The 22772-nt window shown below is 69.5% G+C and carries 24 protein-coding genes and 1 tRNA gene; 14 read left to right on the top strand and 11 right to left on the bottom strand.

Going from position 1 to position 22772, the window contains the following annotated elements:
- The first annotated feature begins 20 nt into the window (after positions 1-20).
- From eno to ACZ6ZD_RS01915, 4 genes are read left to right on the top strand one after another with little or no spacing between them, the layout of a single operon-like run.
- Positions 21-1301 (top strand): phosphopyruvate hydratase, encoded by a 1281-nt coding sequence (eno, locus tag ACZ6ZD_RS01930; RefSeq protein WP_465667371.1) that lies wholly within the window; start codon positions 21-23, stop codon positions 1299-1301.
- Between the two features lie 17 nt (positions 1302-1318).
- Entirely contained in the window at positions 1319-1924 is a 606-nt protein-coding gene (locus tag ACZ6ZD_RS01925; RefSeq protein ID WP_465667370.1) for an FtsB family cell division protein, read from the top strand.
- A 4-nt stretch (positions 1925-1928) separates the two neighbouring features.
- Positions 1929-2411, top strand: coding sequence for a DUF501 domain-containing protein (locus tag ACZ6ZD_RS01920; protein WP_465667368.1), 483 nt, complete (start codon positions 1929-1931; stop codon positions 2409-2411).
- A complete protein-coding gene (locus ACZ6ZD_RS01915; protein ID WP_465667366.1) occupies positions 2404-3321 on the top strand; it encodes a Ppx/GppA phosphatase family protein in 918 nt (305 codons plus the stop codon). Before ACZ6ZD_RS01920 ends, ACZ6ZD_RS01915 begins: the two co-directional genes overlap by 8 nt.
- A gap of 101 nt (positions 3322-3422) precedes the next feature.
- Here the strand turns inward: ACZ6ZD_RS01915 and ACZ6ZD_RS01910 are convergent, their stop codons facing one another.
- Complete coding sequence (locus ACZ6ZD_RS01910) at positions 3423-3998, bottom strand: TetR/AcrR family transcriptional regulator (RefSeq protein WP_465667364.1); 576 nt, start codon at positions 3996-3998, stop codon at positions 3423-3425.
- Between the two features lie 117 nt (positions 3999-4115).
- On the opposite strand from ACZ6ZD_RS01910, the gene ACZ6ZD_RS01905 reads away from it, so the two are divergent.
- Together ACZ6ZD_RS01905 and ACZ6ZD_RS01900 are read left to right on the top strand one after the other, a co-directional pair.
- Positions 4116-5501 carry an MFS transporter gene (locus ACZ6ZD_RS01905; RefSeq protein WP_465667362.1) on the top strand — a complete coding sequence of 462 codons (1386 nt, stop codon included), beginning with the start codon at positions 4116-4118 and terminating at the stop codon, positions 5499-5501.
- Between the two features lie 4 nt (positions 5502-5505).
- The gene (locus ACZ6ZD_RS01900; protein ID WP_465667360.1) at positions 5506-6324 is read left to right on the top strand and encodes a uracil-DNA glycosylase; all 819 of its coding nucleotides are present in this window, start codon (positions 5506-5508) and stop codon (positions 6322-6324) included.
- Here the strand turns inward: ACZ6ZD_RS01900 and ACZ6ZD_RS01895 are convergent.
- From ACZ6ZD_RS01895 to ACZ6ZD_RS01880, 4 genes are all read right to left on the bottom strand, one after another.
- A complete protein-coding gene (locus ACZ6ZD_RS01895) occupies positions 6321-7397 on the bottom strand; it encodes a serine hydrolase domain-containing protein (protein ID WP_465667358.1) in 1077 nt (358 codons plus the stop codon). The genes ACZ6ZD_RS01900 and ACZ6ZD_RS01895 overlap by 4 nt on opposite strands.
- Positions 7398-7555: 158 nt before the next feature.
- Positions 7556-7639, bottom strand: a tRNA-Leu gene (locus ACZ6ZD_RS01890).
- A gap of 16 nt (positions 7640-7655) precedes the next feature.
- Positions 7656-8222 carry a peptide deformylase gene (gene def / locus ACZ6ZD_RS01885; protein WP_465667356.1) on the bottom strand — a complete coding sequence of 189 codons (567 nt, stop codon included), beginning with the start codon at positions 8220-8222 and terminating at the stop codon, positions 7656-7658.
- Complete coding sequence (locus ACZ6ZD_RS01880; RefSeq protein ID WP_465667354.1) at positions 8219-8725, bottom strand: glycine cleavage system transcriptional repressor; 507 nt, start codon at positions 8723-8725, stop codon at positions 8219-8221. The genes def and ACZ6ZD_RS01880 overlap by 4 nt, the downstream gene beginning before the upstream one ends.
- 104 nt (positions 8726-8829) lie before the next feature.
- Here ACZ6ZD_RS01880 and ACZ6ZD_RS01875 point away from each other — a divergent pair, with 104 nt between their 5' ends.
- Entirely contained in the window at positions 8830-9948 is a 1119-nt protein-coding gene (locus ACZ6ZD_RS01875) for a sensor histidine kinase (protein WP_465667352.1), read from the top strand.
- On the top strand, positions 9945-10601 hold the full coding sequence (locus ACZ6ZD_RS01870) for a response regulator (protein ID WP_465667351.1): 657 nt from the start codon (positions 9945-9947) through the stop codon (positions 10599-10601). The genes ACZ6ZD_RS01875 and ACZ6ZD_RS01870 overlap by 4 nt, the downstream gene beginning before the upstream one ends.
- On the opposite strand, the gene ACZ6ZD_RS01865 is transcribed toward ACZ6ZD_RS01870, so the two are convergent.
- Positions 10598-11905 carry an NAD(P)/FAD-dependent oxidoreductase gene (locus ACZ6ZD_RS01865; protein ID WP_465667349.1) on the bottom strand — a complete coding sequence of 436 codons (1308 nt, stop codon included), beginning with the start codon at positions 11903-11905 and terminating at the stop codon, positions 10598-10600. The two genes, ACZ6ZD_RS01870 and ACZ6ZD_RS01865, sit on opposite strands and share 4 nt — an antisense overlap.
- 312 nt (positions 11906-12217) lie before the next feature.
- On the opposite strand from ACZ6ZD_RS01865, the gene ACZ6ZD_RS01860 reads away from it, so the two are divergent.
- From ACZ6ZD_RS01860 to ACZ6ZD_RS01840, 5 genes are all read left to right on the top strand, one after another.
- The gene (locus tag ACZ6ZD_RS01860; protein WP_465667348.1) at positions 12218-12946 is read left to right on the top strand and encodes a DUF4118 domain-containing protein; all 729 of its coding nucleotides are present in this window, start codon (positions 12218-12220) and stop codon (positions 12944-12946) included.
- A gap of 137 nt (positions 12947-13083) precedes the next feature.
- Positions 13084-13650 (top strand): hypothetical protein, encoded by a 567-nt coding sequence (locus ACZ6ZD_RS01855; RefSeq protein ID WP_465667347.1) that lies wholly within the window; start codon positions 13084-13086, stop codon positions 13648-13650.
- Between the two features lie 33 nt (positions 13651-13683).
- On the top strand, positions 13684-14298 hold the full coding sequence (locus tag ACZ6ZD_RS01850; protein ID WP_465667345.1) for a hypothetical protein: 615 nt from the start codon (positions 13684-13686) through the stop codon (positions 14296-14298).
- A 114-nt stretch (positions 14299-14412) separates the two neighbouring features.
- Positions 14413-15255 carry a Bax inhibitor-1/YccA family protein gene (locus ACZ6ZD_RS01845; RefSeq protein ID WP_465667344.1) on the top strand — a complete coding sequence of 281 codons (843 nt, stop codon included), beginning with the start codon at positions 14413-14415 and terminating at the stop codon, positions 15253-15255.
- Between the two features lie 149 nt (positions 15256-15404).
- Positions 15405-16061: a hypothetical protein gene (locus tag ACZ6ZD_RS01840; protein ID WP_465667342.1), complete on the top strand. Its 657-nt coding sequence runs from the start codon at positions 15405-15407 to the stop codon at positions 16059-16061.
- A 70-nt stretch (positions 16062-16131) separates the two neighbouring features.
- On the opposite strand, the gene ACZ6ZD_RS01835 is transcribed toward ACZ6ZD_RS01840, so the two are convergent.
- Together ACZ6ZD_RS01835 and ACZ6ZD_RS01830 are read right to left on the bottom strand one after the other, a co-directional pair.
- Positions 16132-16362: a DUF4287 domain-containing protein gene (locus ACZ6ZD_RS01835; RefSeq protein WP_171677450.1), complete on the bottom strand. Its 231-nt coding sequence runs from the start codon at positions 16360-16362 to the stop codon at positions 16132-16134.
- A gap of 137 nt (positions 16363-16499) precedes the next feature.
- Entirely contained in the window at positions 16500-17522 is a 1023-nt protein-coding gene (locus tag ACZ6ZD_RS01830; RefSeq protein ID WP_465667340.1) for an SGNH/GDSL hydrolase family protein, read from the bottom strand.
- Between the two features lie 77 nt (positions 17523-17599).
- Between ACZ6ZD_RS01830 and ACZ6ZD_RS01825 the strand changes: the two genes are divergently transcribed.
- Positions 17600-18973, top strand: a complete 1374-nt coding sequence (locus ACZ6ZD_RS01825) for a cystathionine beta-synthase (RefSeq protein ID WP_465667339.1) — start codon at positions 17600-17602, stop codon at positions 18971-18973.
- A 239-nt stretch (positions 18974-19212) separates the two neighbouring features.
- Here ACZ6ZD_RS01825 and ACZ6ZD_RS01820 read toward each other — a convergent pair whose 3' ends face one another.
- The 3 genes from ACZ6ZD_RS01820 to ACZ6ZD_RS01810 all read right to left on the bottom strand — a co-directional run bounded on the left by ACZ6ZD_RS01820 (position 19213) and on the right by ACZ6ZD_RS01810 (position 22757).
- Positions 19213-20664, bottom strand: a complete 1452-nt coding sequence (locus tag ACZ6ZD_RS01820) for a flavin-containing monooxygenase (RefSeq protein WP_465667338.1) — start codon at positions 20662-20664, stop codon at positions 19213-19215.
- A 41-nt stretch (positions 20665-20705) separates the two neighbouring features.
- Positions 20706-21932: a lactate racemase domain-containing protein gene (locus tag ACZ6ZD_RS01815; protein WP_465667336.1), complete on the bottom strand. Its 1227-nt coding sequence runs from the start codon at positions 21930-21932 to the stop codon at positions 20706-20708.
- 72 nt (positions 21933-22004) lie between these two features.
- Positions 22005-22757: a hypothetical protein gene (locus ACZ6ZD_RS01810; RefSeq protein WP_465667335.1), complete on the bottom strand. Its 753-nt coding sequence runs from the start codon at positions 22755-22757 to the stop codon at positions 22005-22007.
- Between the last annotated feature and the right edge of the window lie 15 nt (positions 22758-22772).

Below are 22772 nucleotides of genomic sequence, written 5' to 3'. Positions count from 1 at the left end.
TCGAAACCTGGGAGTCAATTGTGGCCACCATCGAGGCCGTCGGCGCCCGCGAGATTCTCGACTCGCGCGGCAACCCCACTGTCGAGGTCGAGGTTCTCCTCGACGACGACACCGTCGCCCGGGCCGCGGTGCCGTCGGGTGCGTCCACCGGTCAGTTCGAGGCCGTCGAGCTGCGCGACGGCGACAAGGGCCGGTACGGCGGCAAGGGCGTGCAGAAGGCCATCACCGCCATCCTCGAGGACATCGACAAGGAGATCGTCGGCTACGACGTCCACGAGCAGCGGCTGATCGACCACGCGCTGCTCGACCTGGACGGCACCCCGAACAAGGCCAAGCTGGGCGCGAACGCCATCCTCGGCGTCAGCCTCGCCGTCGCCAAGGCGGCCGCGGAGAGCTCCGGCCTGCCGCTGTTCCGCTACGTCGGCGGCCCGAACGCGCACGTCCTGCCGGTCCCGATGATGAACATCCTCAACGGCGGCTCGCACGCGGACAGCAACGTCGACGTCCAGGAGTTCATGATCGCCCCGATCGGCGCGTCGACGTACGCCGAGGCCCTGATGCAGGGTGCGAGCGTCTACCACGCGCTGAAGGCGGTCCTGAAGGAGCGCGGCCTGTCCACCGGCCTCGGCGACGAGGGCGGTTTCGCGCCGAACCTGGCCAGCAACCGCGAGGCGCTCGACCTGATCGCGGTCGCGGTCGAGAAGACCGGCCTGAAGCTCGGCGCCGACATCGCGCTGGCGATGGACGTCGCCGCGAGCGAGTTCCACACCGACGGCGTCTACGCCTTCGAGGGCGGCAAGAAGTCGGGCGACGAGATGATCGCCTACTACGCCGACCTGGTGGCGTCGTACCCGATCGTCTCGATCGAGGACCCGCTGAACGAGGAGGACTGGGAGGGCTGGAAGAACCTCAGCGCCCAGCTCGGTGACAAGATCCAGATCGTCGGCGACGACCTGTTCGTCACCAACGTCGAGCGCCTGCAGCGCGGGATCACCGAGAAGTCGGCGAACAGCCTGCTCGTCAAGGTGAACCAGATCGGCTCGCTGACCGAGACCCTGGACGCCGTCGACCTGGCCCACCGCAACGGGTTCACCTGCATGATGAGCCACCGCTCGGGCGAGACCGAGGACACCACGATCGCCGACCTCGCCGTCGCGACCAACTGCGGCCAGATCAAGTCCGGCGCCCCGGCCCGCTCCGACCGGACGGCGAAGTACAACCAGCTGCTCCGGATCGAGGAGGAGCTCGACGACGCGGCGGTCTACGCCGGTCGTTCGGCCTTCCCGCGGTACCAGGGCTGATCGCAGGAGGCTGAGGCATGTCGTCGTCCCGCCGGGATTCCGGAGCGCGTCCAGGTTCGAGGCCGTCCAGCGGCCGGACCCAGACGCGGCCACCGGCCCGCCGGGGCGACCAGCCGAAGCGCCGGACGACGGGCACCCCGGCCGGCCCGGTCCGGACGCGGGGCTCCCGCAACCTGACCGGCCGGGCGGCCGTCGTCCTGCTCGTGCTCGGCGCGCTCGTCGTGTCGTACGCGCAGAGCCTGCGGGTCTGGTTCGACCAGCACTCGCAGATCACCGCGCTGCAGCAGGAGATCCGGGACCGCGAGAAGCGGGTCTCCGAGCTGAACGAGGAGATCGAGCGCTGGGACGACGACGCGTTCGTCAAGGCGCAGGCGCGGCAGCGGCTCGGCTGGGTGATGCCGGGTGAGGTCGGCTACCGGGTGATCGGCGCCGACGGGAAGCCGGTCGGCGCGCCGCCGGAGCCCGGCGTCCCGGCCGATCAGGCGGCCGAGGTGGAGAAGCCGACCTGGTACACCAAACTGTGGGGGAGTGTCGAAGGGGCCGGGAAACCACCGGCCGCGCCGGCGAAGAATCCGGCCAAACCGACACCCAGACCGATTTTGACCCCCTCGCCGGAAAGGTGAACCGTTGAGCGTCAGCCCCGAGGACATCGAGGCCGTCGGCCGGCAGCTCGGCCGGACCGCGCGCGGGATCCGGTCCATCGCGCATCGCTGCAGCTGCGGCCTGCCGGATGTCGTCGAGACCGAGCCCCGGCTGCCGGACGGAACGCCGTTCCCGACGACGTACTACGTGACGTGCCCGCGGCTCGCGTCCGCGATCGGCACGCTCGAGGCCGAAGGCCTGATGAAGGACATGACGGACCGCCTCGGCGAGGACGAGGAGCTGGCCGCGCGGTACCGCGCCGCCCATGAGTCCTACCTCGCGCACCGGGAGTCGATCGCGCACGTCGAGGAGATCGCCGGGATCACCGCCGGCGGGATGCCGACGCGGGTGAAGTGCCTGCACGTCCTGGCCGGTCACGCCCTCGCCGCCGGCCCCGGCGTGAACCCGCTGGGCGACGAAACGCTCGACGCACTGGCGGACTGGGGACGCCGGGGGCCCTGTGCCTGACCGCGTCGCGGCGATCGACTGCGGCACCAACTCCATCCGGCTCCTGATCGCGGAGGCCGGCCCCGACGGCCTCGTGCAGCTCGACCGGCGGATGACGATCGTCCGGCTCGGCCAGGGCGTGGACGCGACCGGCCGGTTCGCGCCCGAGGCGCTGCAGCGCGTCTTCGCGGCCGCCGACGAGTACGCCGCGGCGATCCGGGCGGCCGGGGTCACCCGGACGCGGTTCGTGGCGACGTCGGCCGCGCGCGACGTGAGCAACCGGGACGAGTTCTTCACCGGGATCGCGCAGCGGCTCGGCGTGAAACCGGAGATCATCAGCGGGACCGAAGAGGCCGAGCTGAGCTTCCGCGGTGCGACGTCCGGGCTGAGCGCGCTCGCCGTCCCGGGGCCTTATCTGGTCGCGGACATCGGCGGCGGGTCGACCGAGCTGATCCTCGGGGACGCCTCCGGCGTGATCGCGGCACAATCGCTGAACGTCGGCTCGGTGCGGATGACCGAGCGGCACATCAAGTCGGACCCGTCGACGGCGCTGGAGCTGGCGGCCGCCGGGAAGGACATCGACGCGATCCTGGACACCGCGACGGTGCCGATCCTGCAGGCGCGGGCGCTGATCGGCGTCGCCGGGACGGTCACCACGGTCGCGGCCGTGATCGGCAAGCTGGTCGAGTACGACGCGAGCCGGATCCACCACGCCCGGATCTCGGGGCCGCAGCTGCGGGAGACGACGTACTGGCTGACCCGGACGACGAAGGCCGAGCGGGTCGCGAACCCGGCGATCCACCCGGGCCGGGTGGACGTGATCGGCGCCGGCGTCCTGATCCTGCAGCGCCTCTACGACCGGATGGCGGTCGGCGAGGTGATCGTCTCCGAGCACGACATCCTGGACGGCGTCGCCCAGTCGCTCCTCTGACGCTGACCCGGTTTCGCCACGCCATCACAATGACGCCCGCGGGCACCGGCTGAGCGTGGCGCCGGCTCTCGGCGGCGATTGTGGAGCTGTGGCGGATCGGGCTAGCGGGCGCGGACGCCGTCGAGGGCGATCTGGAGGACGCGGTCGCGCTGGGCCTCGTCGACGAAGTTGCAGCCGGTCAGGCCGCTGACCATCCGGAGCAGGTCGTCGATCGACATGTCCGCGCGGGCCTCGCCGGCGGCTTGGACGCGCTCGAAGAGCGGCGTCCCCGCGGCGTACATCGCTTCGCGGGCCTCATGGAAGCTGTCGGACTCGCGGTTCAGCGACTCCCAGATCGCGCGCTTGGTGGCGACGTACGCGACGAAGCGGCGCAGCCAGGTGGTCAGCGCCTCCCAGGGCGGCAGGTCGGCGACCTCCTCGGCGGCGAGGCAGAGCTCCTCGATCTCGCCGAAGTAGACCGCGCTGAGCAGATCCTGGCGGGTGGGGAAGTTCCGGTAGAGCGTGCCGATGCCGACGCCGGCCCGGCGGGCGATGTCCTCCAGTGAGGCGTCGACGCCCTTCTCGGCGAAGGCGTCCCGGGCGGCGGCCAGCAGGGCGTCGAAGTTCCGCCGGGCGTCCGCGCGCTGCGGGCGCTTGATGTCGACCCGGAGTACGGGCCGCGTCGTCTCTGTCGCCATGACATCACCTTCCCACCTCGCTCCGGATTGATACCGGAGGGGTGCCTCCGTTATAGTGGAGGCATACCTCGACTTTACCAGGCCGAGAAACCCCATACCTGTTCGAAGGACTTTGGCATGCCTGGAAATTCCACCCGACGGACGCTGGCCGTGCTGGCGATCGTCGTGGCCGCCTTCTCGATGCTGCAGTCGCTGGTCAGCCCGGCGCTGCCGGTCATCCAGCGTGATCTGCACACCGACCCCGGCACGGTCACCTGGGTCTTCACCGCGCTCCTGCTCTCGGTCTCGGTCTCCACGCCGCTGCTCGGCCGGATCGGCGACATGTACGGCAAGGACCGCACGCTCGTCGTCGGGCTGGTCGCGCTCGCCGTCGGCTGTCTGCTCGCGGCGGTCGCGCCGAACATCGGCGTCCTGATCGCGGCCCGGGTCGTCCAAGGCGTCGGCGGGGTGGTCTTCCCGCTCGCGTTCGGGATCATCCGCGACGAGTTCCCGGCCGAGCGGGTGCCGGCGACCGTCGGCGTCGTCTCCGCGATCATCGCGGCCGGCGGCGGCCTCGGCATCGTGCTCGCCGGGCCGATCGTCGAGACGCTCGGCTGGCGCTGGCTGTTCTGGATCCCGCTCGGTGTGGTCATCGCGGCGATCGCCTTGGTCCGCCGCTACATCCCGGCCTCGCCGAGCCGTCACCCCGGCCGGATCGACTGGCTGGCCGCCGTCCTCCTGTCGAGCTGGCTGATCGCGCTGCTGCTGCCGCTGAGCAGTGGACGCTCGTGGGGCTGGACGTCGGGGCTGACGATCGGGCTGTTCGCGGCGGCCGCCGTCCTGGCCGTGGCCTGGGTGACCGTGGAGCTGCGGTCGAAGAACCCGCTGATCGACATGCGCGTGATGCGCCTCCCCGCCGTCTGGACGACGAACCTGGTCGCACTGCTCTTCGGCGCCGCGATGTTCGCGGTCTACGCCTTCGTCCCGCAGTTCATGCAGATCCCGACCGTCGCGGGTTTCGGCTTCGGCTCGAGTGTCTCCGAGGCCGGCGTCCTGATGCTGCCGATGCTGGTCACCATGGCCGTCACCGGCACCCTGAGCGGCCACCTGGCGCCGTACTTCCCGGTGAAGCTGCAGGTCATCGTCGGCTCCGCCCTCAGCCTGGTCGCCTCGCTCACCTTCGCCGGCCTGCACAACCACCCCTGGCAGGTCGCCATCTCCACCGCCGTCTTCGGCATCGGCCTCGGCTTCGCCTACGCCTCCATGACCAGCCTCATCGTCCAGAACGTCCCCCGCGAACACACCGGCGCCGCCACCGGCATGAACGCCAACATCCGCACCATCGGCGGCTCCATCGGCACCGCCCTCTCCAGCTCCATCATCACCGGCCACCTCCAACCAACCGGCCTCCCCGCCGAATCCGGCTTCACCGACACCTTCCTCCTCCTCTCAGCCTTCTCCGCCGCCGCCGTCCTCCTAGCCCTAACCATCCCCACCCCCCGCCGCACCCCGGTCGTAGTCTGAGGGGGTGAAGTTGGCGCATCCGTTGACGGGGGAGTTGTTCGAGAGTCCGGTGCCGCCGGGGAGTGGGTGGCCGGGGGATCCGGCTGGGGTGGGGACGGCGGTGGCTCGGACGGCGGGGGAGGTCGTCGAGCTGGCTTCGGTGGGGGAGTTGGGTGAGGTGGAGGCTCGGGTGTCGGTGTGCCGGGCTTGTGAGCGGTTGGTGGAGTGGCGGGAAGATGTTGCGCATAGCAAGCGAAAGTCGTTTGCCGACCAGCCGTACTGGGGGCGGCCGATTCCGGGGTGGGGTGCGGCCGAGCCGCGGATTCTGATTGCCGGACTGGCGCCGGCCGCGAACGGCGGGAATCGGACGGGCCGGGTGTTCACCGGTGATCGGTCGGGGGACTGGCTGTTTGCGGCGTTGTATCGGGTCGGCCTGGCCAATCAACCGACCAGCGAGCATGCGGGCGACGGGCTGGAGCTGTACGCGACTCGCATGATCGCCGCCGTCCGCTGCGCCCCACCCGCCAACAAACCGACGCCGCTGGAGCGCGACACCTGCGCGCCCTGGTTCCGCCGCGAGCTGGAGCTGGTCCTGCCCAGCACCCGCGTGATCATCACGCTCGGCAAGTTCGGGTACGACGCCCTCCTCGCCGGCCTCGCCTCCCTCGGCGCCACCATCCCGAAACCCAAGCCGGCCTTTGGTCACGCCGTCGAACACGAGATCGACGGCGTGACCGTCATCGGCTCCTACCACCCCAGCCAACAGAACACCTTCACCGGCAAACTGACCGAAGAGATGCAGGACGCGGTACTCCGTCGAGCACGTGAGCTGGCCGGCGTCTAACCGCAGAACGCCTTGTCCAGAAAGGCATCCACGACCTCGTCGGAGTCGACGTCGAAGTTCGGCGTCAGCAGCAGGCTGACCCGCTGCCGACGATCCGCCGTACTGAACACCCAACTCTGGTACGCCAACGCGTCACCATCGTTCCCGTACACCGTCGTCCCGCACGTCGTCGTCCGCCAGGTCAACCCGAGCCCGTACCGACCGTCCTGCACCCCGGGTGTCTTCATCTCCGCCAACAGCTCCGGCGCGAGCAATCGCCCACCCAGTAAGGCATTCACGAACCGATCGAGATCCCGAGTCGACGAGATCATCTCCCCGGCCGCCCCGAACACCGACGGATTCATCTCCGTGTAGTCGATCAACCCGCCGTCCGGCCCCGGCACGTACCCGTGCGCATGCGGCCCCCGGATCCACGGCGACGTCCCCGGAAACGACGTGTCGCGGAGCTTCAGCGGCCGAATCACCCGCCGCTCCACCACCTCGGCGTACGACATCCCGGTCACCTTCTCGAGAATCTCGCCGAGCAACAGGTAGTTCGTGTTCGAGTACTTGTAAGCCACACCAGGCTTGGACGTCGGCGGATTCGCCAACGCGCGTTCGATCAACTCGTCCGCCGTCCAGGTCCGCCACCGATTCGCATAGAACTCAGCCGCCGGCGGCCGCGGCAACGTGTACAGCACGTCGTACAACCCGCTCGTATGGTTCATCAACTGTCGCACCGTCACCCCCTCGGCCCGAACCCCCGGCAACCACTTCTCCACCGGATCATCCAGCCCCAACCGCCCAGCCCCCGCCAACTGCAGAACCGCCACAGCCACAAACGTCTTAGTCACACTCCCCACCCGAAACCGCCCCGCCCCTGGCACCGGCCGCCCCGTCTCAACCTCCCCCACCCCACTCCGCCCCCGCCAAACCCGCCCATCCCGCCAAACCTCAACCTGAGCCCCCACCCCAGCCGCCCCCACCACCCCATCCAACTCCCGCTGCAACCCACCCCGCCCCGCCTGCGCCCCCAACGGCGCCCCCACCAACCCAGCCACGACAATCCCCACAACCCCAACAAGTCGTCTCATACCCACCACCCTCAACGACCAGCCGCCCCCGCCGAATCCGGGAACCCCCGGACCCCAGCCACTCACCAACCCCAAAATCCCCCACCCCCACCCACCCCGCCAAGCGTGCCGCCAACCCTCAACCCCAACTAGATGAGTGGGGGAGATCCGCACCTGCGTGGTGCCCGGGACGGGATTCGAACCCGTACGCCTTTCGGCTGCGAGGTTTAAGCTCGCTGCGTCTGCCGTTCCGCCACCCGGGCGCGGGACGAGAGTACGTTATTGGTAGTTCTTGCGGGGGTGGACGGCGTGGGCGCCGGCTACTCGGTCGAGGAAGAGTTTGCCGTTGCAGTGGTCGATCTCGTGCTGGAGGGCGCGGGCTTCGAAGGCGTCGGTGGTGATGGTGGCCTGGTCGGTGGTGCCGGGGAGGGTGCCGGTGACGGTGAGGCGGGTGGCGCGTTTGACGTCGCCGGTGAAGTCGGGGACGGACATGCAGCCTTCGCGGGCTTTCTCCTGGCGGGTGGCTTCGGTGATGACGGCGTTGCAGAGGACGAAGACGCCGTGGCAGGTGCGGGTCTTGGGGTGGCCGGTGACGTCGAGGGCGAACATCTGGACGGAGATGCCGACCTGGGGGGCGGCGAGGCCGACGCAGCCGGGGGAGACGCGCATGGTGGCGACGAGGTCGGCGGCCAGGGCGACCATGGTGGGGTCGAGGGGGTCGACGGGGGCGCCGACGGCGGCCAGCACGGGGTGCGGGGCGCGGACCACTTCCAGGACGTCGCCGACCAGGCCGAGCTGGGCGGGACTCCAGGCGGCGAGGGTCTGGTTGAGGTGCGCGACGGTCACAGGTCGTCGCTCTCCGCCGGGCTCAGGGTGACGCCGACGCCCAGCTCTTCGGCGGTGATCTCGAGGGCGCGGTCCAGGGTCTCGAGGTCGGCGGTCAGCGGCAGCTCGACCTCGGCGGTCAGGACGTACAGGTCGCCGCTGAGCCGGGTGGCGAGGTCGGTGATCGTGCCGCCGGCCGCGGCCAGCATCCGGGTCACCGCCGCGACGATCCCCGGCCGGTCCGCGCCGTGCACGCTCAGGAGGTACGACGGGCCGATCGCGGCGTGCGCGTGTTCCGGACCCATCGCCCGGACCGTGATCACCAGGTCGCCGCGCAGCGGCTCGACGGCCGCCTTGACCTCGTCGAGGGAGCCGGAGCACACGATCATCATCGCGAAATGACCGCGCAGCAGCGTCATCGTGGAGTCCTCGAGGTTCACGCCGGTCCCGGCGAGGGCCTCGGTGACGTCGGCGATGATGCCCGGGCGATCCGGGCCGATGACGGTGACGGCGAGCTGACTCATGCCCGGCAACCTACCGCCGACCAAAGGTGACGATCACACCGACTTCGGTATCCGGACGCCGCGGAACGGCCCGGCCGGCGGCCCGGCGACGCTACATTCGTCCCATGGACCGGCCGTCGCACCGCCGCAGCCCGCGCGACTGGGCCGTCGACACGGCCGTCTTCTTGTTCGCGCTGATCTTCGGACTCGCGGTCTTCGAGGACAGCGTGCAGCCCGGGAGCCGGGACCTGCTGACGCTGCTGGACCTCATCTCCGGTTTCGCGCTGTGCATCGCGATCTGGCTCCGCCGCCGGTGGCCGGTGCAGCTCGCGCTGATCGCCGCCGTCGTCACGATCTTCTCGGAGATGGCCAGCGGCGCCGCGCTGGTGCTGATCCTGAGCGTGGCGGTCTATCGCCCTGTGCGGACGACGTTGCTCGTCTTCGGCGCGAACTCGGTCTCCCTGTTCTTCTATCTGCAGTTCAGGGGCCCGCCGGAGAGCGGCGCGCTGGCCGTCGCGGTCATCGCGCTCTACATCGCCGTCGCCGGCTGGGGGCTCTACATCCGCTCCCGCCGCCAGCTCATGCAGACCCTCCGGGACCGCGCCGACCGGGCCGAGACCGTCGCGCGGCTGCAGGCTGAGCAGGGCCAGCTCCGCGCCCGCGAGGAGATCGCCCGCGAGATGCACGACGTCCTCGGCCACCGGCTCTCCCTGCTCAGCGTGCATGCCGGCGCCCTCGCCTACCGGCCGGACGCCTCGACGGAGGAGGTCGCGAGTGCGGCGGAGGTGATCCGGGCCAGCGCGCATCAGGCGCTGCAGGATCTCCGCGAGGTGATCGGCGTACTGCGGGCGCCGGTCGGGGAGTTGCCGCAGCCGACGTTCGCCGATCTGCCGGCGCTGGTCGAGGGTGCGCAGCAGGCCGGTCTGCCCGTCGATCTCACGCTGGACGTCGCCGGCACGCTGCCGGATCACGTCGGGCGGACGGCGTACCGGATCGTCCAGGAAGGACTGACGAACGCGATGAAACACGCGCCCGGCGAGCCGGTCACCATCGCCCTGACCGGTGCCCCCGGCAACGGTCTGACAGTCGAGGTGCACAACCCGGCGCCCGACCGGCGGCGCGGCGAGGGCCAGGGCCTGCTCGGCCTGACCGAACGCGCCGCGCTCGTCGAGGGCCGTATCGAGTACGGCCGCACCCCCGAGGGCGACTTCCGCCTGTACGCCTGGCTACCGTGGCCGGCATGATCCGGGTACTGATCGTCGACGACGACCCGCTGCTCCGCGCCGGCCTCAAGCTGATGCTGGGCGGCGCCGAGGACATCCGCGTCGTCGGTGAGGCCGGTGACGGCAGCGGCGTCCCGGGCCTGATCGAGCGCCTCGCGCCGGACGTCGTCCTGATGGACATCCGGATGCCCGGCACCGACGGCCTGACCACGACCGAGACCGTACGCCGACGTCCGGGCGCGCCCGAGATCATCATCCTGACCACGTTCGACGCCGACGAGCACGTACTCCGGGCGCTGCGCGCCGGGGCGGCCGGCTTCGTCCTCAAGGACACCCCGCCGGGCGAGATCGTCGAGTCGGTACGCCGAGTCGCGGGCGGTCAGCCGGTGCTGTCACCCGCGGTCACCAAGCGGCTGATCACCCGGGTCGCGGCGTCCGGTCACGACGAGCGCAAGACCAAGGCGGTCCGGCGGCTGGGCACCCTCAACGACCGCGAGCGGGAGATCGCCGTCGCGGTCGGTGAGGGTAAATCGAACGCCGAGATCAGCGCCTCGCTCTACCTGAGCGTCCCCACGGTGAAGACGCATGTGTCGCGCATCCTGACCAAACTCGACCTGAACAACCGCGTCCAGATCGCCCTACTGGTGCACGACGCGGGCCTGCTGCACGACTAGGACTGCGTCGCCCGGCGGAACTCCTCGCGCGGCGCCTGCAGCGTGCCCAGCGAGGTGACCTCGCGCCGGAAGAACAGCGCGAGCGTCCAGTCCAGGACGACGCGAGCCTTGCGGTTGAAGGTGGGGACGCGGCTGACGTGGTAGCTGCGGTGCACGAACCAGGCCGGCCAGCCCTTGATCTTGATCCCGAACAGCTGGGCGACGCCCTTGTGCAGACCGAGGCTGGCCACCGAGCCGACGTACTTGTGCTTGTAGTCGGTCGGCGCCTTGCCGTCGACGGTCCGCAGGATGTTCGCCGCGAGCTGGTGGGCCTGCCGGACGGCGTGCTGCGCGTTCGGCGCGCAGAAGACGCCGGGCTCGGCGGTGAGATCCGGTACGGCGGCGTTGTCGCCGGCCGACCAGGCGTCGTCCACGCCCTCGATGCGCAGGTTCGGCAGGCACTTGACCCGGCCGCGCTCGTCCAGCGGGAAGTCGGTGCCGGCCAGCGCCGGGTTCGCCTTCACACCCGCCGTCCAGACGATCGTGTCGGCGTCGAACTCCTCGCCGTCGCTGAGCACGACGCGGCCCTTCTCGCAGGACTCCAACCGGGTCTCCAGCTTGATGTCCATGTTCCGCTTGCGGAGCTGGTCGACGGTGTACTTGCCGAGATCCGGGCCCACCTCGGGCAGGATCCGGTTGGTCGCCTCGACCAGCACCCAGCGCATGTCGGACGGCTGGATGTTGTCGTAGTACCGGGTCGCGTAGCGGGCCATGTCCTCGAGCTCGGCGAACGCCTCGACCCCGGCGTACCCGCCGCCGACGAAGACGAAGGTGAGCGCGGCCTTGCGCAGCGCCGGGTCGGGCTGCGAGCTCGCGACGTCCAGGCGGTCGAGCACCTTGTTCCGCAGGGCGATCGCCTCTTCGACGTTCTTGAACCCGGCGGCCTCCTCGGCCAGGCCGGGGATCGGCAGCGTGCGCGCGATCGAGCCGAGCGCGACCACGACCTGGTCGTAGGCCAGCTCGTACGCCGGGCCCTCCTCGGGCAGCACCTTCGCGACCTTGTGCGCGTGGTCGATCCCGGTCACCCGCCCGGTCACCACCCGGCAGCCCTTGAGCGTCTTGCGCAGCGGCACGACGACGTGCCGCGGCTCCACCGAACCGGCCGCCGCCTCCGGCAGGAACGGCTGGTAGGTCATCACCGACCGCGGGTCGACCACGGTCACCCGGATCTTGCCTTTCCGGGCCGCGCGACGCAGTCCGTACGCGGTGTACATCCCGACGTAACCGCCTCCGACGACGAGGATGTGCGGCACCTGGGCTGTCATGCGGTTCACTCTCCCTGAGTGGTTCTCCGACTTCATGTCTACTTCAGGTTACGCGTTCGTGAAAACTTTCACAAACCCTCCCGAGAGTGATCTCACCCACCGAAATCCCTCCCTGGAGTGAGGTCCCACGGCCCTATCGTGACCCTGTTCCCCACCCACCGACAGCTATCCACCCACCCGTCACGCAACCGCAAGATCCGAGCCGACCGAACGGGCAGGAGACCGGCGCGGCGAGGTGACCAACGGATGACGGCTGATAGACGTTTGTGAGAGGGCTTGAAAGTCGGTGGGGTGCGGAGGGTGAATGGAAGTGTGAACCGTAAGGCTGTGCTCGCTGCCGCGTTGCTCGTCCCGCCCGCCGCGTGTGCGGCGCTGGCTCTGGCCCGGGACAGTTTCGACAACGCGAACGCCGCGCTCGTGCTCGCGGCGCTGATCGTAGGTGTCGCGGCCTTCGGGTACCGCTCGGCCGGGCTGGTCGCGGCGGTGTCGAGCGCGATCTGGTTCGACTTCTTCCTGACCGTTCCGTATCACGCGCTGACGATCAGTAGCCGGGATGACGTGGAGACCACCATCCTGCTGGTGGTGATCGGGGTCGCGGTCAGTGAGATCGCGATCTGGGGCCGTCGGCAACAAGCTCGGGCATCGCGGCACAGCGGCTATCTGGACGGCGTCCTGACCACCTCGCAGGCGGTCGCGGCCGGTGGGTCGACGCAGGAGCTGATCGATCACGTGAGTGTGCAGCTGACCGCCGTACTGCGCTTGGACGGCGCTCGCTTCGTTGCCGGTGACAACCGGACGACGGCGCCCCGGCTCAACCCGGACGGCACGGTCACGCGCGGTGGTCACCTCCTCAAGGTTGAGCGCGATGGCCTGCCGACGAACGCCGAGATCGAGCTCCCCGTCCAGCATGCCGGCCGCACCCGCGGCCGCTTCCTCCTCACCGCCGCGACCCGCATCAGCTACCCCGACCTCCAGCAACGCCAAGTAGCCGCCGCTCTGGCCGGCCAACTCGCGCACGCCTTGGCGCCGCAACCCCACTGACCGGCCTGCGGGAGCACCGCGTCCCGGGTGGCCGCCGGCAAGCGTCGTACCTGCCTCACCAGGTGCGACGCCCCGCCGCGTTCGCAACAACCGGCAAACCCCTTCTCACGCCGGACGACGTCCGTCATCATGCCCGCATGGAAAAGGGGGAACTCGCCGCCCGCGTGGGCCAACTGTCAGCCGCCACCGACTACCCGATCGCCGCCATCGTCTGGCAACCCGCCAAAGGCCCTTTCATCACCCTCGACCGCAAAGGCGCCACCCCGGTCCTGCGCCTCCGCCGCGACATCCTCACCTGGTGCCCAGCCCTCCAAGACCTACTCATCACCCAAACCCTCCTCTCCTTCCGCCTCAAAGCCCACCGCCGCATCCGCCTCCTCCGGGTCATCTTCTGCCTCGGCGGCGCAGCGGCCGGCGCGGCCGGTGCCTACTACTTCGACCTCCCGGGGCTCCTGATTGCCGCTCCGCTCGTGCTCGTCCTGAGCGCGGTGGTCATGGGCCTCTACCTCCGTCGGCTGACCCGCCGAATAGACGAACGGCTGCTCCCTGCCGTCGGGTCGGCCACCTTTCGCGAGGGCCTCGAGCACCAGGAGTGTCCCTTCACTCCGGGTACCTTCCTCGCCTCGGCTCTCAGTGGATGCCCGCCCCGAGCCAAGCAACGCCTGCAATGGCTGGAAGCGCAAGGCGCCTCCACGGCGACTTGATCGGGGCAGGCTCCGATCCGTCATCATGTGCTCGTGAACGAACAGGAGTTCGCGGCCCAGGTAGCCGACCTGGCCACCCGCACCGGCAATCCCGTCCCGCCGATCACCCCGGTCGTCGGCCTGCCCAACACCCAGCCGATCTGCCTCCAGCCGCCCGGCCATGTCGGCCCGATGGTCTTCGTCCGAAAAGACATCAACGAGCTGATGCCGGACTTCGTCCAGGTGCACGAGACAGCGGTGGAATTCGCGCAGGCCAAGCTCGGCATCCATCGCCACCGTCAGCGGCGAAGTCAGGCAATGACGTTCCTCATCGCGCTGCTCTTCATCGCGCTGGTGATCGTGACGGGCCGATCGACCGACGACACCTTGACCTTCCTGGCGATTGTCGCGCTAGGCGGTTGGCTGATGGTTCGCGGCGTCCAACTGGTGGTGATTGCGACGACCTGGCGGTGGTTCATGCGCCGGACGTTGCGGGGTGTGGTCGAGTTGCTGGGGCGGGAGCAGGTCGTGCGGGCGCTGGAGTGGTACGCCGCGCAGCCGGCCCGGCCGGAGATGACCTGGAACCAGCCTGGCCGGCGCTGGCTGCTGGACGGGGCGCCGCCTACCGCCCGCACACAACTGCGGTGGATTACATCGGAAGCCGATTGAAAATCGGTGCTTCGGGTTTCGGTTGGGGAACGAGGGGTTGATTCTCAGATGTTGTTAAGGGTGGGACCGTAGTATTTCGATACGACCCCGGATGTGGGTCATCAGGAGGAAGACATGCAGAGCAGTAACCCGGTCCTGAACCGGTCGAGTGCATTCGCGCCTGGCCACGGCCAGGCTTATCCGGGGGCCGCTCCGTACGGTCAGCCGGGTCCTTACGGCCAGCAGCCCGGTCAGTACGGCGGCCCGGGCATGCCGCCCCAGCAGTACCAGGGCGCCGGAGCGGGCAGCCGGCCGATGACGCTGGACGACGTGATCGTGAAGACCGCGGCCACGCTCGGTGTGGTCGTCGTCGCGGCGGCGTTCGCGTGGTGGTTCGTACCGCAGGCCCTCGTCACGCCGACGCTGATCGGCGGCGCGCTGGTCGCGTTCGCGATCGCGATGGTGCTGTCGTTCTCCCGGCGGATCAACCCTGCGGTGCTGATGGCGTACGCCGTTGCCGAGGGCGCGTTCCTCGGGATCGGCTCCAAGTTCTTCGCGGTGCTGGTCGACGACCCGGCGATCGTTGTCCAGGCGGTGCTGGCGACGCTGGTCACCTTCGGGCTGACGCTGGCGACGTACAAGTACTTCGCGATCAAGGTGACGCCGCGGTTCCAGAAGATGGTCATCCTGGCCACGATGGGCTTCGCGGGCGTGCTGCTGGTCAACTTCGTGCTGGGGCTGTTCGGTCTCACCACCGGTATCAGCGGGATGGGCCCGCTCGGCCTGCTGTTCGCCTTCCTCGGCGCCGGCCTGGCCGTGTTCAACCTGATCCTCGACTTCGACATGGTCGAGCAGGGCATCCGCGCCGGCGCCCCGCAGAACGAGGCCTGGCGCGCGGCCTTCGGCCTGACCGTCACGCTGGTCTGGCTCTACTGGAACATCCTGCGCATCCTCGCCATCCTGCGCGGCGGCGACTGATCACCCCGTAACACCAACGAACCGGAGGGCCGGCCCACATCAGGGTCCGGCCCTCCGGCCGTTTCACCCCGGCGTCCGCTTGTTGCCAGCGCCCGTAATTCCCGGCGTCCGGCGCGTAGCGTCGAATCTCGGCGACGAGTGGAGGCGCGATGTGGGTCTGGATCACGCTGGGCGTGGTGGCGCTGCTGGTCGTGGGGGCGTTCGCGTTCGTCCGCGTCCGATCGTCGGGCGCGCCGCCGGAGCAGCGATCCCAGCAGGTCGAGGATCGTGGGCAACCCCGGGTCTCCTGGCCGCCGGGTTACCCGACCGCCGGCCTGCGTACCCAGCGACAGAGCAGCGGGTTGTACCTGATCGAGAGCCTGCCGAGCGAGGCCGCGGCGCTGCAGTTCCTCCGCGGCTGCGAGATCAGAGACCAACTGATCTACGTGATCGCCGAGACTCCCCAAGAGAACCTGGGCAAGGACCTGGTGATGATCTTCCGTGAGAGCAACGGATTCCTCGTCGAGATGGCTGTCCGTCGGCCACTGCCGACAGCGCTCCGATCCACGGTCGATTGTGCTCGGTGCGGGTTCTCCGTGATCCCGTTCAAGAGGCCCCGCTTGCCGGACATTTCCGGATCAGTACGGGTCTACACGTATGTGACGCTGGACGACCTGGGCTTACAGGGACAGGGCTACCGGTGTACGTCGTGCCAGGCGTTGGCCTGCGCTGCTTGCTATCAGGCCGTGCCGGAACTGCGCGCGGCCACGGGCGCGCTGGATCTGCGGTGCTGGTTGTGCCACGGCACTGTCGGCGTGTACCTGTAAACGACGGCGGCCGATCCCTCCACCTGTAGGGGTCGGCCGCCGCGGAAAAACTCTTCTCCTGTTCGGGTTGTCAGCCCATTCGCCGATGCGCTTTGACGAGGTCGTACTCGTGGACGATGGCGGTTGCGTGCCCGTGCGCGAGTTCGTACTCGCCGGAGAGCCACCGCACTCTGTCGTCGAAGCGCAGGAACGACGGTCCGTCGTTCATCAGCTGGAACCACTCGGTCATCTCGCGTCCGGTGCACTTGGGCACTTTCTCCACCAAACGCTGGTGCGTTTCCTCGGAGTGGTTCAAGCCCATCGTCGCCTCCCGTCATCGGGGTATCGCGTCTGTTATCGACTGTGCACCACGAAGACGCCTACAGGCAAGGGGTTCGACATGAAAGTCCGTACTCAACTCAAGCACTGAACCGTCACGTTCCAACGGAGCAAGAACTTCTAGACCGGTACGGCGTCCGTCTCGGTGCTGTCCTCGACCCGGTCGACCGGCGCCTTGGGGTGCCGGCGGCGGTGCCGGAGCTCGGCCCAGCGGCCGCGCGGGCCGCGCTCGCGACCGGCGACCTCGGTGGCCGAGACCTCCGTACCCGCGGTGCGAACGGCCTGGACGGCGGCCTCGGCGATCGGCAGGATCGCCTCGCCGCGGAACGACTCCGGATGGACGAAGGACTCGGGACCGACTCCCATCGCGGCGGCGACCGAGGGCAGCAGGGCGGCGGCCGCGGCGGCGTACCCGATCGCGGAGGGGTGGAAGTTGTCCCGGCCCCACATCGTGGGGTCGGCGCGGAAGGCCGGGCCGAGCAGCGAGCCGAGCGAGACCGTCCGGCCGCCGGCGTCGACGACGGCGATCGTCTGGGCGGCGGCGAGCCGGTGGCTCCAGGCGCGCGCGACCTGCCGCAGCGGCGGCATGATCGAGCGGACGGCGCCCAGGTCGGGGCAGGTGCCGACGACGACCTCGCAGTTCGCGGCGCGCAGCCGGCGGACGGCGGCCGACAGCAGCCGGACCGAGACCGACGGCGACATCTGCGCCTTGACGTCGTTCGCTCCGATCAGGATGACGGCGACATGCGGGCCGGCCTGCAGGGCGGCGTCCACCTGCTGGGCGAGGTCGGTCGACTTGGCGCCGGTCTTGGAGACGTCGACGAGCCGGACCGGACGCTGCGCCAGATCGGTCAGCCCGGAGGCGAGCATCACCCCCGGCGTCTCGTCGGGCGAGTCCGTGCCGTAGCCGGCCGCGCTGGAGTCGCCGAGCATGGCGAACGTGATCGGGTGTCCTGGATACCGGCCGAACAGACCGCTCCCCGGAGTCGGGTAGTACCGCATCGGGCCGATCACCCGTTTGGCGTACTCGGCCTCAGCGGTCAGCACGCCGTACAAGGTGGCGCCGATGAGACCGAGCCCCCCGCCCCCGAAGGCAGCGGCCTGGGCCAGTTTCCGCGCGGCCCGGGCCTTACCTTTACTCATGAGTACAAGGATTACACGCTGTGACGTACAAGCAAGTGAAATAGGGGAAACGACACGACCATCGCTAGTGTGAAGTTGTGCGCTACGCAGAATCTCTCCTGGACCTGGTCGGCAACACCCCGCTGGTCAGGCTGACCAAGACCACGGACGGGGCGAAACCACTCGTCCTGGCCAAGGTCGAGTACTTCAACCCCGGCGGCTCGGTGAAGGACCGGATCGCGGTCCGGATGATCGAGGCCGCGGAGGCCTCCGGCGAGCTCAAGCCCGGCGGGACGATCGTCGAGCCGACCTCCGGGAACACCGGCGTCGGGCTCGCGATGGTGGCCCAGCAGAAGGGCTACCAGTGCGTCTTCGTCTGCCCGGACAAGGTCAGCGAGGACAAGCGCAACGTGCTCAAGGCGTACGGCGCCGAGGTCGTGGTCTGCCCGACCGCGGTCGCGCCGGAGCACCCGGATTCGTACTACAACGTCTCCGACCGCCTGGTCCGCGAGATCGAGGGCGCCTGGAAGCCGAACCAGTACGCCAACCAGAACAACCCGCGCTCGCACTACGAGACCACCGGTCCGGAGCTGTGGGAGCAGACCGAGGGCAAGATCACCCACTTCGTGGCGGGTGTCGGCACCGGCGGCACGATCAGCGGCACCGGTAAGTACCTCAAGGAGGTGTCCGGCGGTCGCGTCCAGATCATCGGCGCCGACCCCGAGGGTTCGGTGTACTCCGGCGGCACCGGCCGCCCGTACCTGGTCGAGGGCGTCGGCGAGGACTTCTGGCCCGAGACCTACGACCGCGACATCTGCGACCGGATCATCGAGGTCTCGGACGCCGACTCGTTCGCGCTGACCCGCCGGCTGGCCCGCGAGGAGGCGATGCTCGTCGGCGGCTCCGCCGGGATGGCGGCCGCGGCGGCGATCCGGCTCGCCCAGGAGCTCGACGACCCGGACGCCGTCATCGTCGTCCTGCTGCCGGACGGCGGCCGCGGCTACCTGACGAAGGTGTTCAACGACGACTGGCTGGCCCAGTACGGCTTCCTCGCGCACACCAAACAGGGGACGACGCTCGGCGACGTCCTGGCCGGTAAGGACGGCAGCCTGCCGCCGCTGGTGCACACCCACCCGCATGAGACGATCGCCGAGGCGGTCGCGATCCTGCGTGAGTACGGCGTCTCCCAGATGCCGGTGGTCCGCGCGGAACCACCGGTGATGGCGGCCGAGGTGGCCGGCGCGGTGTCGGAGCGCACGCTGATGGACGCGTTGTACTCCGGCAAGGCGCGGCTGGCTGACATGGTCGAGCAGCACATGGACCCGTCGCTACCGTCTCTCGGCGCGGGCGAGGCCGTCACCAAAGCGGTCGAGCTGCTCGAAGGAAGGGACGCCCTGATGGTGCTGGACGACGGCAAGCCGGTGGGCGTGCTGACCCGGCAGGACCTGCTGGTCCATCTAGCTGTCGACTGACTCCCCGTTCGGAGAGACTTAGCGGTCCACGACCGAAGGCACGATGGCGAGCAGGGCCATCACGACGATGCCGATGACTACGGCGGCTGCTCCCGCGATCTGAAGGATTTCCATAGCTCAAGGTTCCTTCAGAGCGGCCGCCGGGACATCGGTCTGCGGCACGGTCTTGGCTTCATCCCAAGGTCGTACGCCGGCTACTGTCCGCTCATCCTTCAGGAGTGCGGGGGACCCCTAGGGGACTACCGCACCAGGACGAAGTCGGCCGGATCGAGCCTCCGGGTCTTCCGCCAGTACGAGACGCTGAACTCGGGCCAGACGACCGAGTTCCGCCCGGTCTCGTCGTGGTACCAGCTCGTACAGCCGGACTCCCAGACCGTCCCGCGGAGCTCCTCCTGGACGTCGTCCGCGAACTTGCGCTGGGCGTCCGCCCGGACCTCGACGTACGTCGCGCCGCGGCGCCGGCGCAGCTCGAGCGCCTGCAGCACGTACCGGACCTGGGCCTCGATCATGAACACCATCGACGAGTGGCCGAGGCCGGTGTTCGGGCCGACCAGGAAGTAGAGGTTCGGGTAGCCGGCGGCCGTCATCCCGAGGTGGGCGCTGATCCCCTCGCGTTTCCAGTGTTCGGCCAGGTCGACGCCGTCCTTGCCGAGGATCGGCATCCGGGTCAGGTTGGCGCCGACGTCGAACCCGGTGCCGAACACGATCGTGTCGGCCGGCCGCTCGATCCCGTCCGCGGTCTGGACGCCGGTCGCGGTGATCCGGCTGATCGGCGTCGTCACCAGGTCGACGTTCGGCCGGGAGAACGTCGGGTAGTAGTCGTTGGAGACGAGCAGCCGCTTGCAGCCGATGTCGTACTTCGGGGTCAGCCGGGCGCGCAGATCCGGATCCGGGACCTGTTTGCGCAGATGCTGTTTGGCCTGCAGCTCCAGGCCTTTCATCAGCTTCGGGTTCCCCGCGAAGCCGGCGCCGCGGATCTCCAGCCCCCAGTAGATCGCGTTCCGGATCGCGCGCTGACCGGCCGGGAACCGCTCGTGCAGCCGGCGCTCCACCGGGCCGATCGCGCGGTCGGGTTTTGAGGTGACCCAGGGCGCGTTGCGCTGATAGACGTCGAGCTGCCCGACCTGCTCGGCGAGCTTCGGCACGAACTGGACCGCCGACGCGCCGGTGCCGATCACGGCGACCCGGCGTCCGGTGAGGTCCTGCTCGTGGTCCCACTGGGCCGAGTGGAACGCCGTACCGGTGAAGGAATCCAGGCCCTGGATCTCGGGCAGCTTGGGCCGCTGCAGGCTGCCGACCCCGGTCACCAGCGCGTCGGCCTCGATGGTCTCGGAGCCGTTCACCGTGACGGCCCAGCGGCCGGTGGCCTCGTCGAAGGCCGCCTCGGTGACCTCGGCGCCGTACCGGATCTTGCCGGCGACGCCGTACTTCTCGGCGCAGTGCTCGAGGTAGGTGAGGATCTCGTCCCAGGGGGCGAACATCCTGGTCCAGTGCGGGTTCTGCTCGAACGAGAACGAGTAGAGGTACGACGGGACGTCGCACGCGCAGCCGGGGTAGGTGTTGTCCCGCCAGGTCCCGCCGAGCCGATCGGCCTTCTCCAGGATGACGAAGTCCTCGCAGCCGACCTGCCGCAGTTTGATGCCCATGCACAACCCGGCGAACCCGGACCCGATGATCACGACCGCTGTCATAGCGCCCGAGGTTACCGGCGAGTCAACTGGATGGGAACCGGCTACCGCAACCGGTGCAGGATCTCGCCGGCGTTCGGGACGACGAGGGTGTCGGGGTCCTGCTCGTAGGCGGCCAGGTCGACGGTCGCCGGGTCGAGGTAGTTGAGGTTCGCGCGGCGGACGACGTCCTCCGGGATGCCGGTCGCGAGCGTGACCTGGAGGCGGAGGTGCTCGCCGGTCTCGGCGTCCCAGCTGCCGGCGCCGCGGAGGTGGGTCGAGTGTGCGAGGACGCCCCAATGGACGTCGCGGAACTTCTCCCACTGGCCGAGGAAGTAGTCGCGGCAGTGGTAGCCGATCTCCTCGATCTCGGGATGCATCGCGGCGATCTGCTTCACGTGCGGCGCGTAGAGGATGACTTCGCCGCCGTCCGCGACGACCGGCTCGAGCTTGTAGAAGCCCTTGGCCGCCGTCCAGATGTCGGCGTACTTCTCCGGCATGATCGAGACGACGCGGCGGACCGGGCGGTCGAGGTAGCGGACGTGCGTCTGCGCGGAGACCTCGGCGGCGGCGCGCCAGGACGATTCGGTGTCGCCGAACGCGATCGCGTGCAGGGCGTCGGTGCCCGACTGGGCGACGACCGACAGGGCCAGCTTCTGCGCGGGGATGAGCGCGGCGGCCTCGTTGATCAGCGCGCGGACGGGGGTGATGCCGGGGGTGCCGATGATGTCGGCGCTGGTGATGAGGGCGCCCAGCCAGTGCGACATGTCGATGACTTCCTGGCCGGCGACGCCGGGGAAGAAGTACTTGTTGCCACCGGAGAAGCCGACCACCTCGTGCGGGAAGACCGGCCCGACGACGAGCGCGACATCGTGCTCGACGACCGCCCGGTTGAGCCGGACCGGGACCTCGTCGCGGAGCAGCCCGCCGGAGATCTCGCTGACCCGCTCGGCGCTGATCGTGCCGAGATCGGCAAAGGTCTCCGGCTTCCACCACTCGTGGTTGAGGACGCCGTCGTACTCGCCGCCGAGGTGTTTGCGCAGTTCGTCCGGCGTCATCTCGGCGTGGGTGCCGAGGGCAATCAAGATCGTCAGCCGGCGCACCCGCCCGGCCAGCGCCTCGTGGACCGCGCGCATCAGCAGCGGCAGCGGGCAACTACGCGTCGCGTCCGGGACGATCACGCAGACACTGCGGCCCTCGAGCCCCGCACCTCCCAGCGCCTCGCCGACGAACGCCACCACCTCGTCGTCGCTGAGAACCTGCCCCGGACCGCCGATCGTCGCTGTACTCACGGCCCCGACCCTACGGCTTCTGCACGAACGACAGGAGGTAGTAGGCCCAGCGTGGACACCCTGAGCGCTGGGTCACCGGTCAGAAGGTTGATGTGACGGGTGGGTCGCGGCTTTGGTCCATTGGAGGTGTGCGACGGCGACGTAGGTGATCGCGGCCAGTGGCGCCGTCCAGATCGGGAAGAAGGGGAGTTGGCCGGTGAGGGCGGTCGCGACGAAGACCACGGCGAAGATGGCGGCGCCGGCGACGGCGCCGCGGCGGCGGCTGGCGAGGTTGGTGCTGGGGAGGGGGCCGACGTGCCGGTCGAGGAGGGCGGCCAGGGTGCCGAGGCCGGTGATTGCCGTGAGCGCGAACAGCAGGCCGCCGGCGAACTGACCGAACACGACGGCGATCGTGTTCAGGAAGACGAGCAGCGCGGCGGCGACCAGGACGTCGAGCGCTCCGAAGAAGAGGTGGTTCCGGTGTCGCCGGCGGAGGTCGACCTCGTCGGCGGTCCGGATCATCCCGGCCGGCCCGGATAACCGCTGGATGGTCGCGACCGCGCCGAACAGGATCAGCGCGAGCAGGGCGACCCCGATCACCGACAACACGATCGACCGCTCGGTCGAGATGTACGCGCGGACGTCGCCGTCCCCGAAGTCGCACCGCGCCGACGGCGGGAACCAGCTCGTCTGCACAGTCACCCCAGCGCTACTCGCCGCCCCCGCCATCCGCGCGCACGCGTCGGTCGGATCCAGCCAGTCCGGCATCGACATCGAGACCGCCGCCGTCCACCCCAGCCCACCGACCAGCCCGGCCCCCAACGCCCACCGCCGCAGTAATTCCATCCACCTACCCTCTCA

It is taken from the genome of Kribbella sp. NPDC104218, assembly GCF_055584105.1.
Note: the sequence above shows the minus strand (reverse complement) of the source record. Positions and strands in the feature narration are given on the sequence as shown.

What these genes read in the sequence shown, in the direction of transcription:
- ACZ6ZD_RS01925 (WP_465667370.1), top strand. Translation starts at nt 1,319, where the DNA reads ATGTCGTCGTCCCGCCGGGATTCCGGAGCGCGTCCAGGTTCGAGGCCG.
- ACZ6ZD_RS01910 (WP_465667364.1), bottom strand. Translation starts at nt 3,998, where the DNA reads ATGGCGACAGAGACGACGCGGCCCGTACTCCGGGTCGACATCAAGCGC.
- ACZ6ZD_RS01905 (WP_465667362.1), top strand. Translation starts at nt 4,116, where the DNA reads ATGCCTGGAAATTCCACCCGACGGACGCTGGCCGTGCTGGCGATCGTC.
- ACZ6ZD_RS01895 (WP_465667358.1), bottom strand. Translation starts at nt 7,397, where the DNA reads ATGAGACGACTTGTTGGGGTTGTGGGGATTGTCGTGGCTGGGTTGGTG.
- ACZ6ZD_RS01880 (WP_465667354.1), bottom strand. Translation starts at nt 8,725, where the DNA reads ATGAGTCAGCTCGCCGTCACCGTCATCGGCCCGGATCGCCCGGGCATC.
- ACZ6ZD_RS01875 (WP_465667352.1), top strand. Translation starts at nt 8,830, where the DNA reads ATGGACCGGCCGTCGCACCGCCGCAGCCCGCGCGACTGGGCCGTCGAC.
- ACZ6ZD_RS01870 (WP_465667351.1), top strand. Translation starts at nt 9,945, where the DNA reads ATGATCCGGGTACTGATCGTCGACGACGACCCGCTGCTCCGCGCCGGC.
- ACZ6ZD_RS01865 (WP_465667349.1), bottom strand. Translation starts at nt 11,905, where the DNA reads ATGACAGCCCAGGTGCCGCACATCCTCGTCGTCGGAGGCGGTTACGTC.
- ACZ6ZD_RS01855 (WP_465667347.1), top strand. Translation starts at nt 13,084, where the DNA reads ATGGAAAAGGGGGAACTCGCCGCCCGCGTGGGCCAACTGTCAGCCGCC.
- ACZ6ZD_RS01845 (WP_465667344.1), top strand. Translation starts at nt 14,413, where the DNA reads ATGCAGAGCAGTAACCCGGTCCTGAACCGGTCGAGTGCATTCGCGCCT.
- ACZ6ZD_RS01840 (WP_465667342.1), top strand. Translation starts at nt 15,405, where the DNA reads ATGTGGGTCTGGATCACGCTGGGCGTGGTGGCGCTGCTGGTCGTGGGG.
- ACZ6ZD_RS01835 (WP_171677450.1), bottom strand. Translation starts at nt 16,362, where the DNA reads ATGGGCTTGAACCACTCCGAGGAAACGCACCAGCGTTTGGTGGAGAAA.
- ACZ6ZD_RS01830 (WP_465667340.1), bottom strand. Translation starts at nt 17,522, where the DNA reads ATGAGTAAAGGTAAGGCCCGGGCCGCGCGGAAACTGGCCCAGGCCGCT.
- ACZ6ZD_RS01820 (WP_465667338.1), bottom strand. Translation starts at nt 20,664, where the DNA reads ATGACAGCGGTCGTGATCATCGGGTCCGGGTTCGCCGGGTTGTGCATG.
- ACZ6ZD_RS01810 (WP_465667335.1), bottom strand. Translation starts at nt 22,757, where the DNA reads ATGGAATTACTGCGGCGGTGGGCGTTGGGGGCCGGGCTGGTCGGTGGG.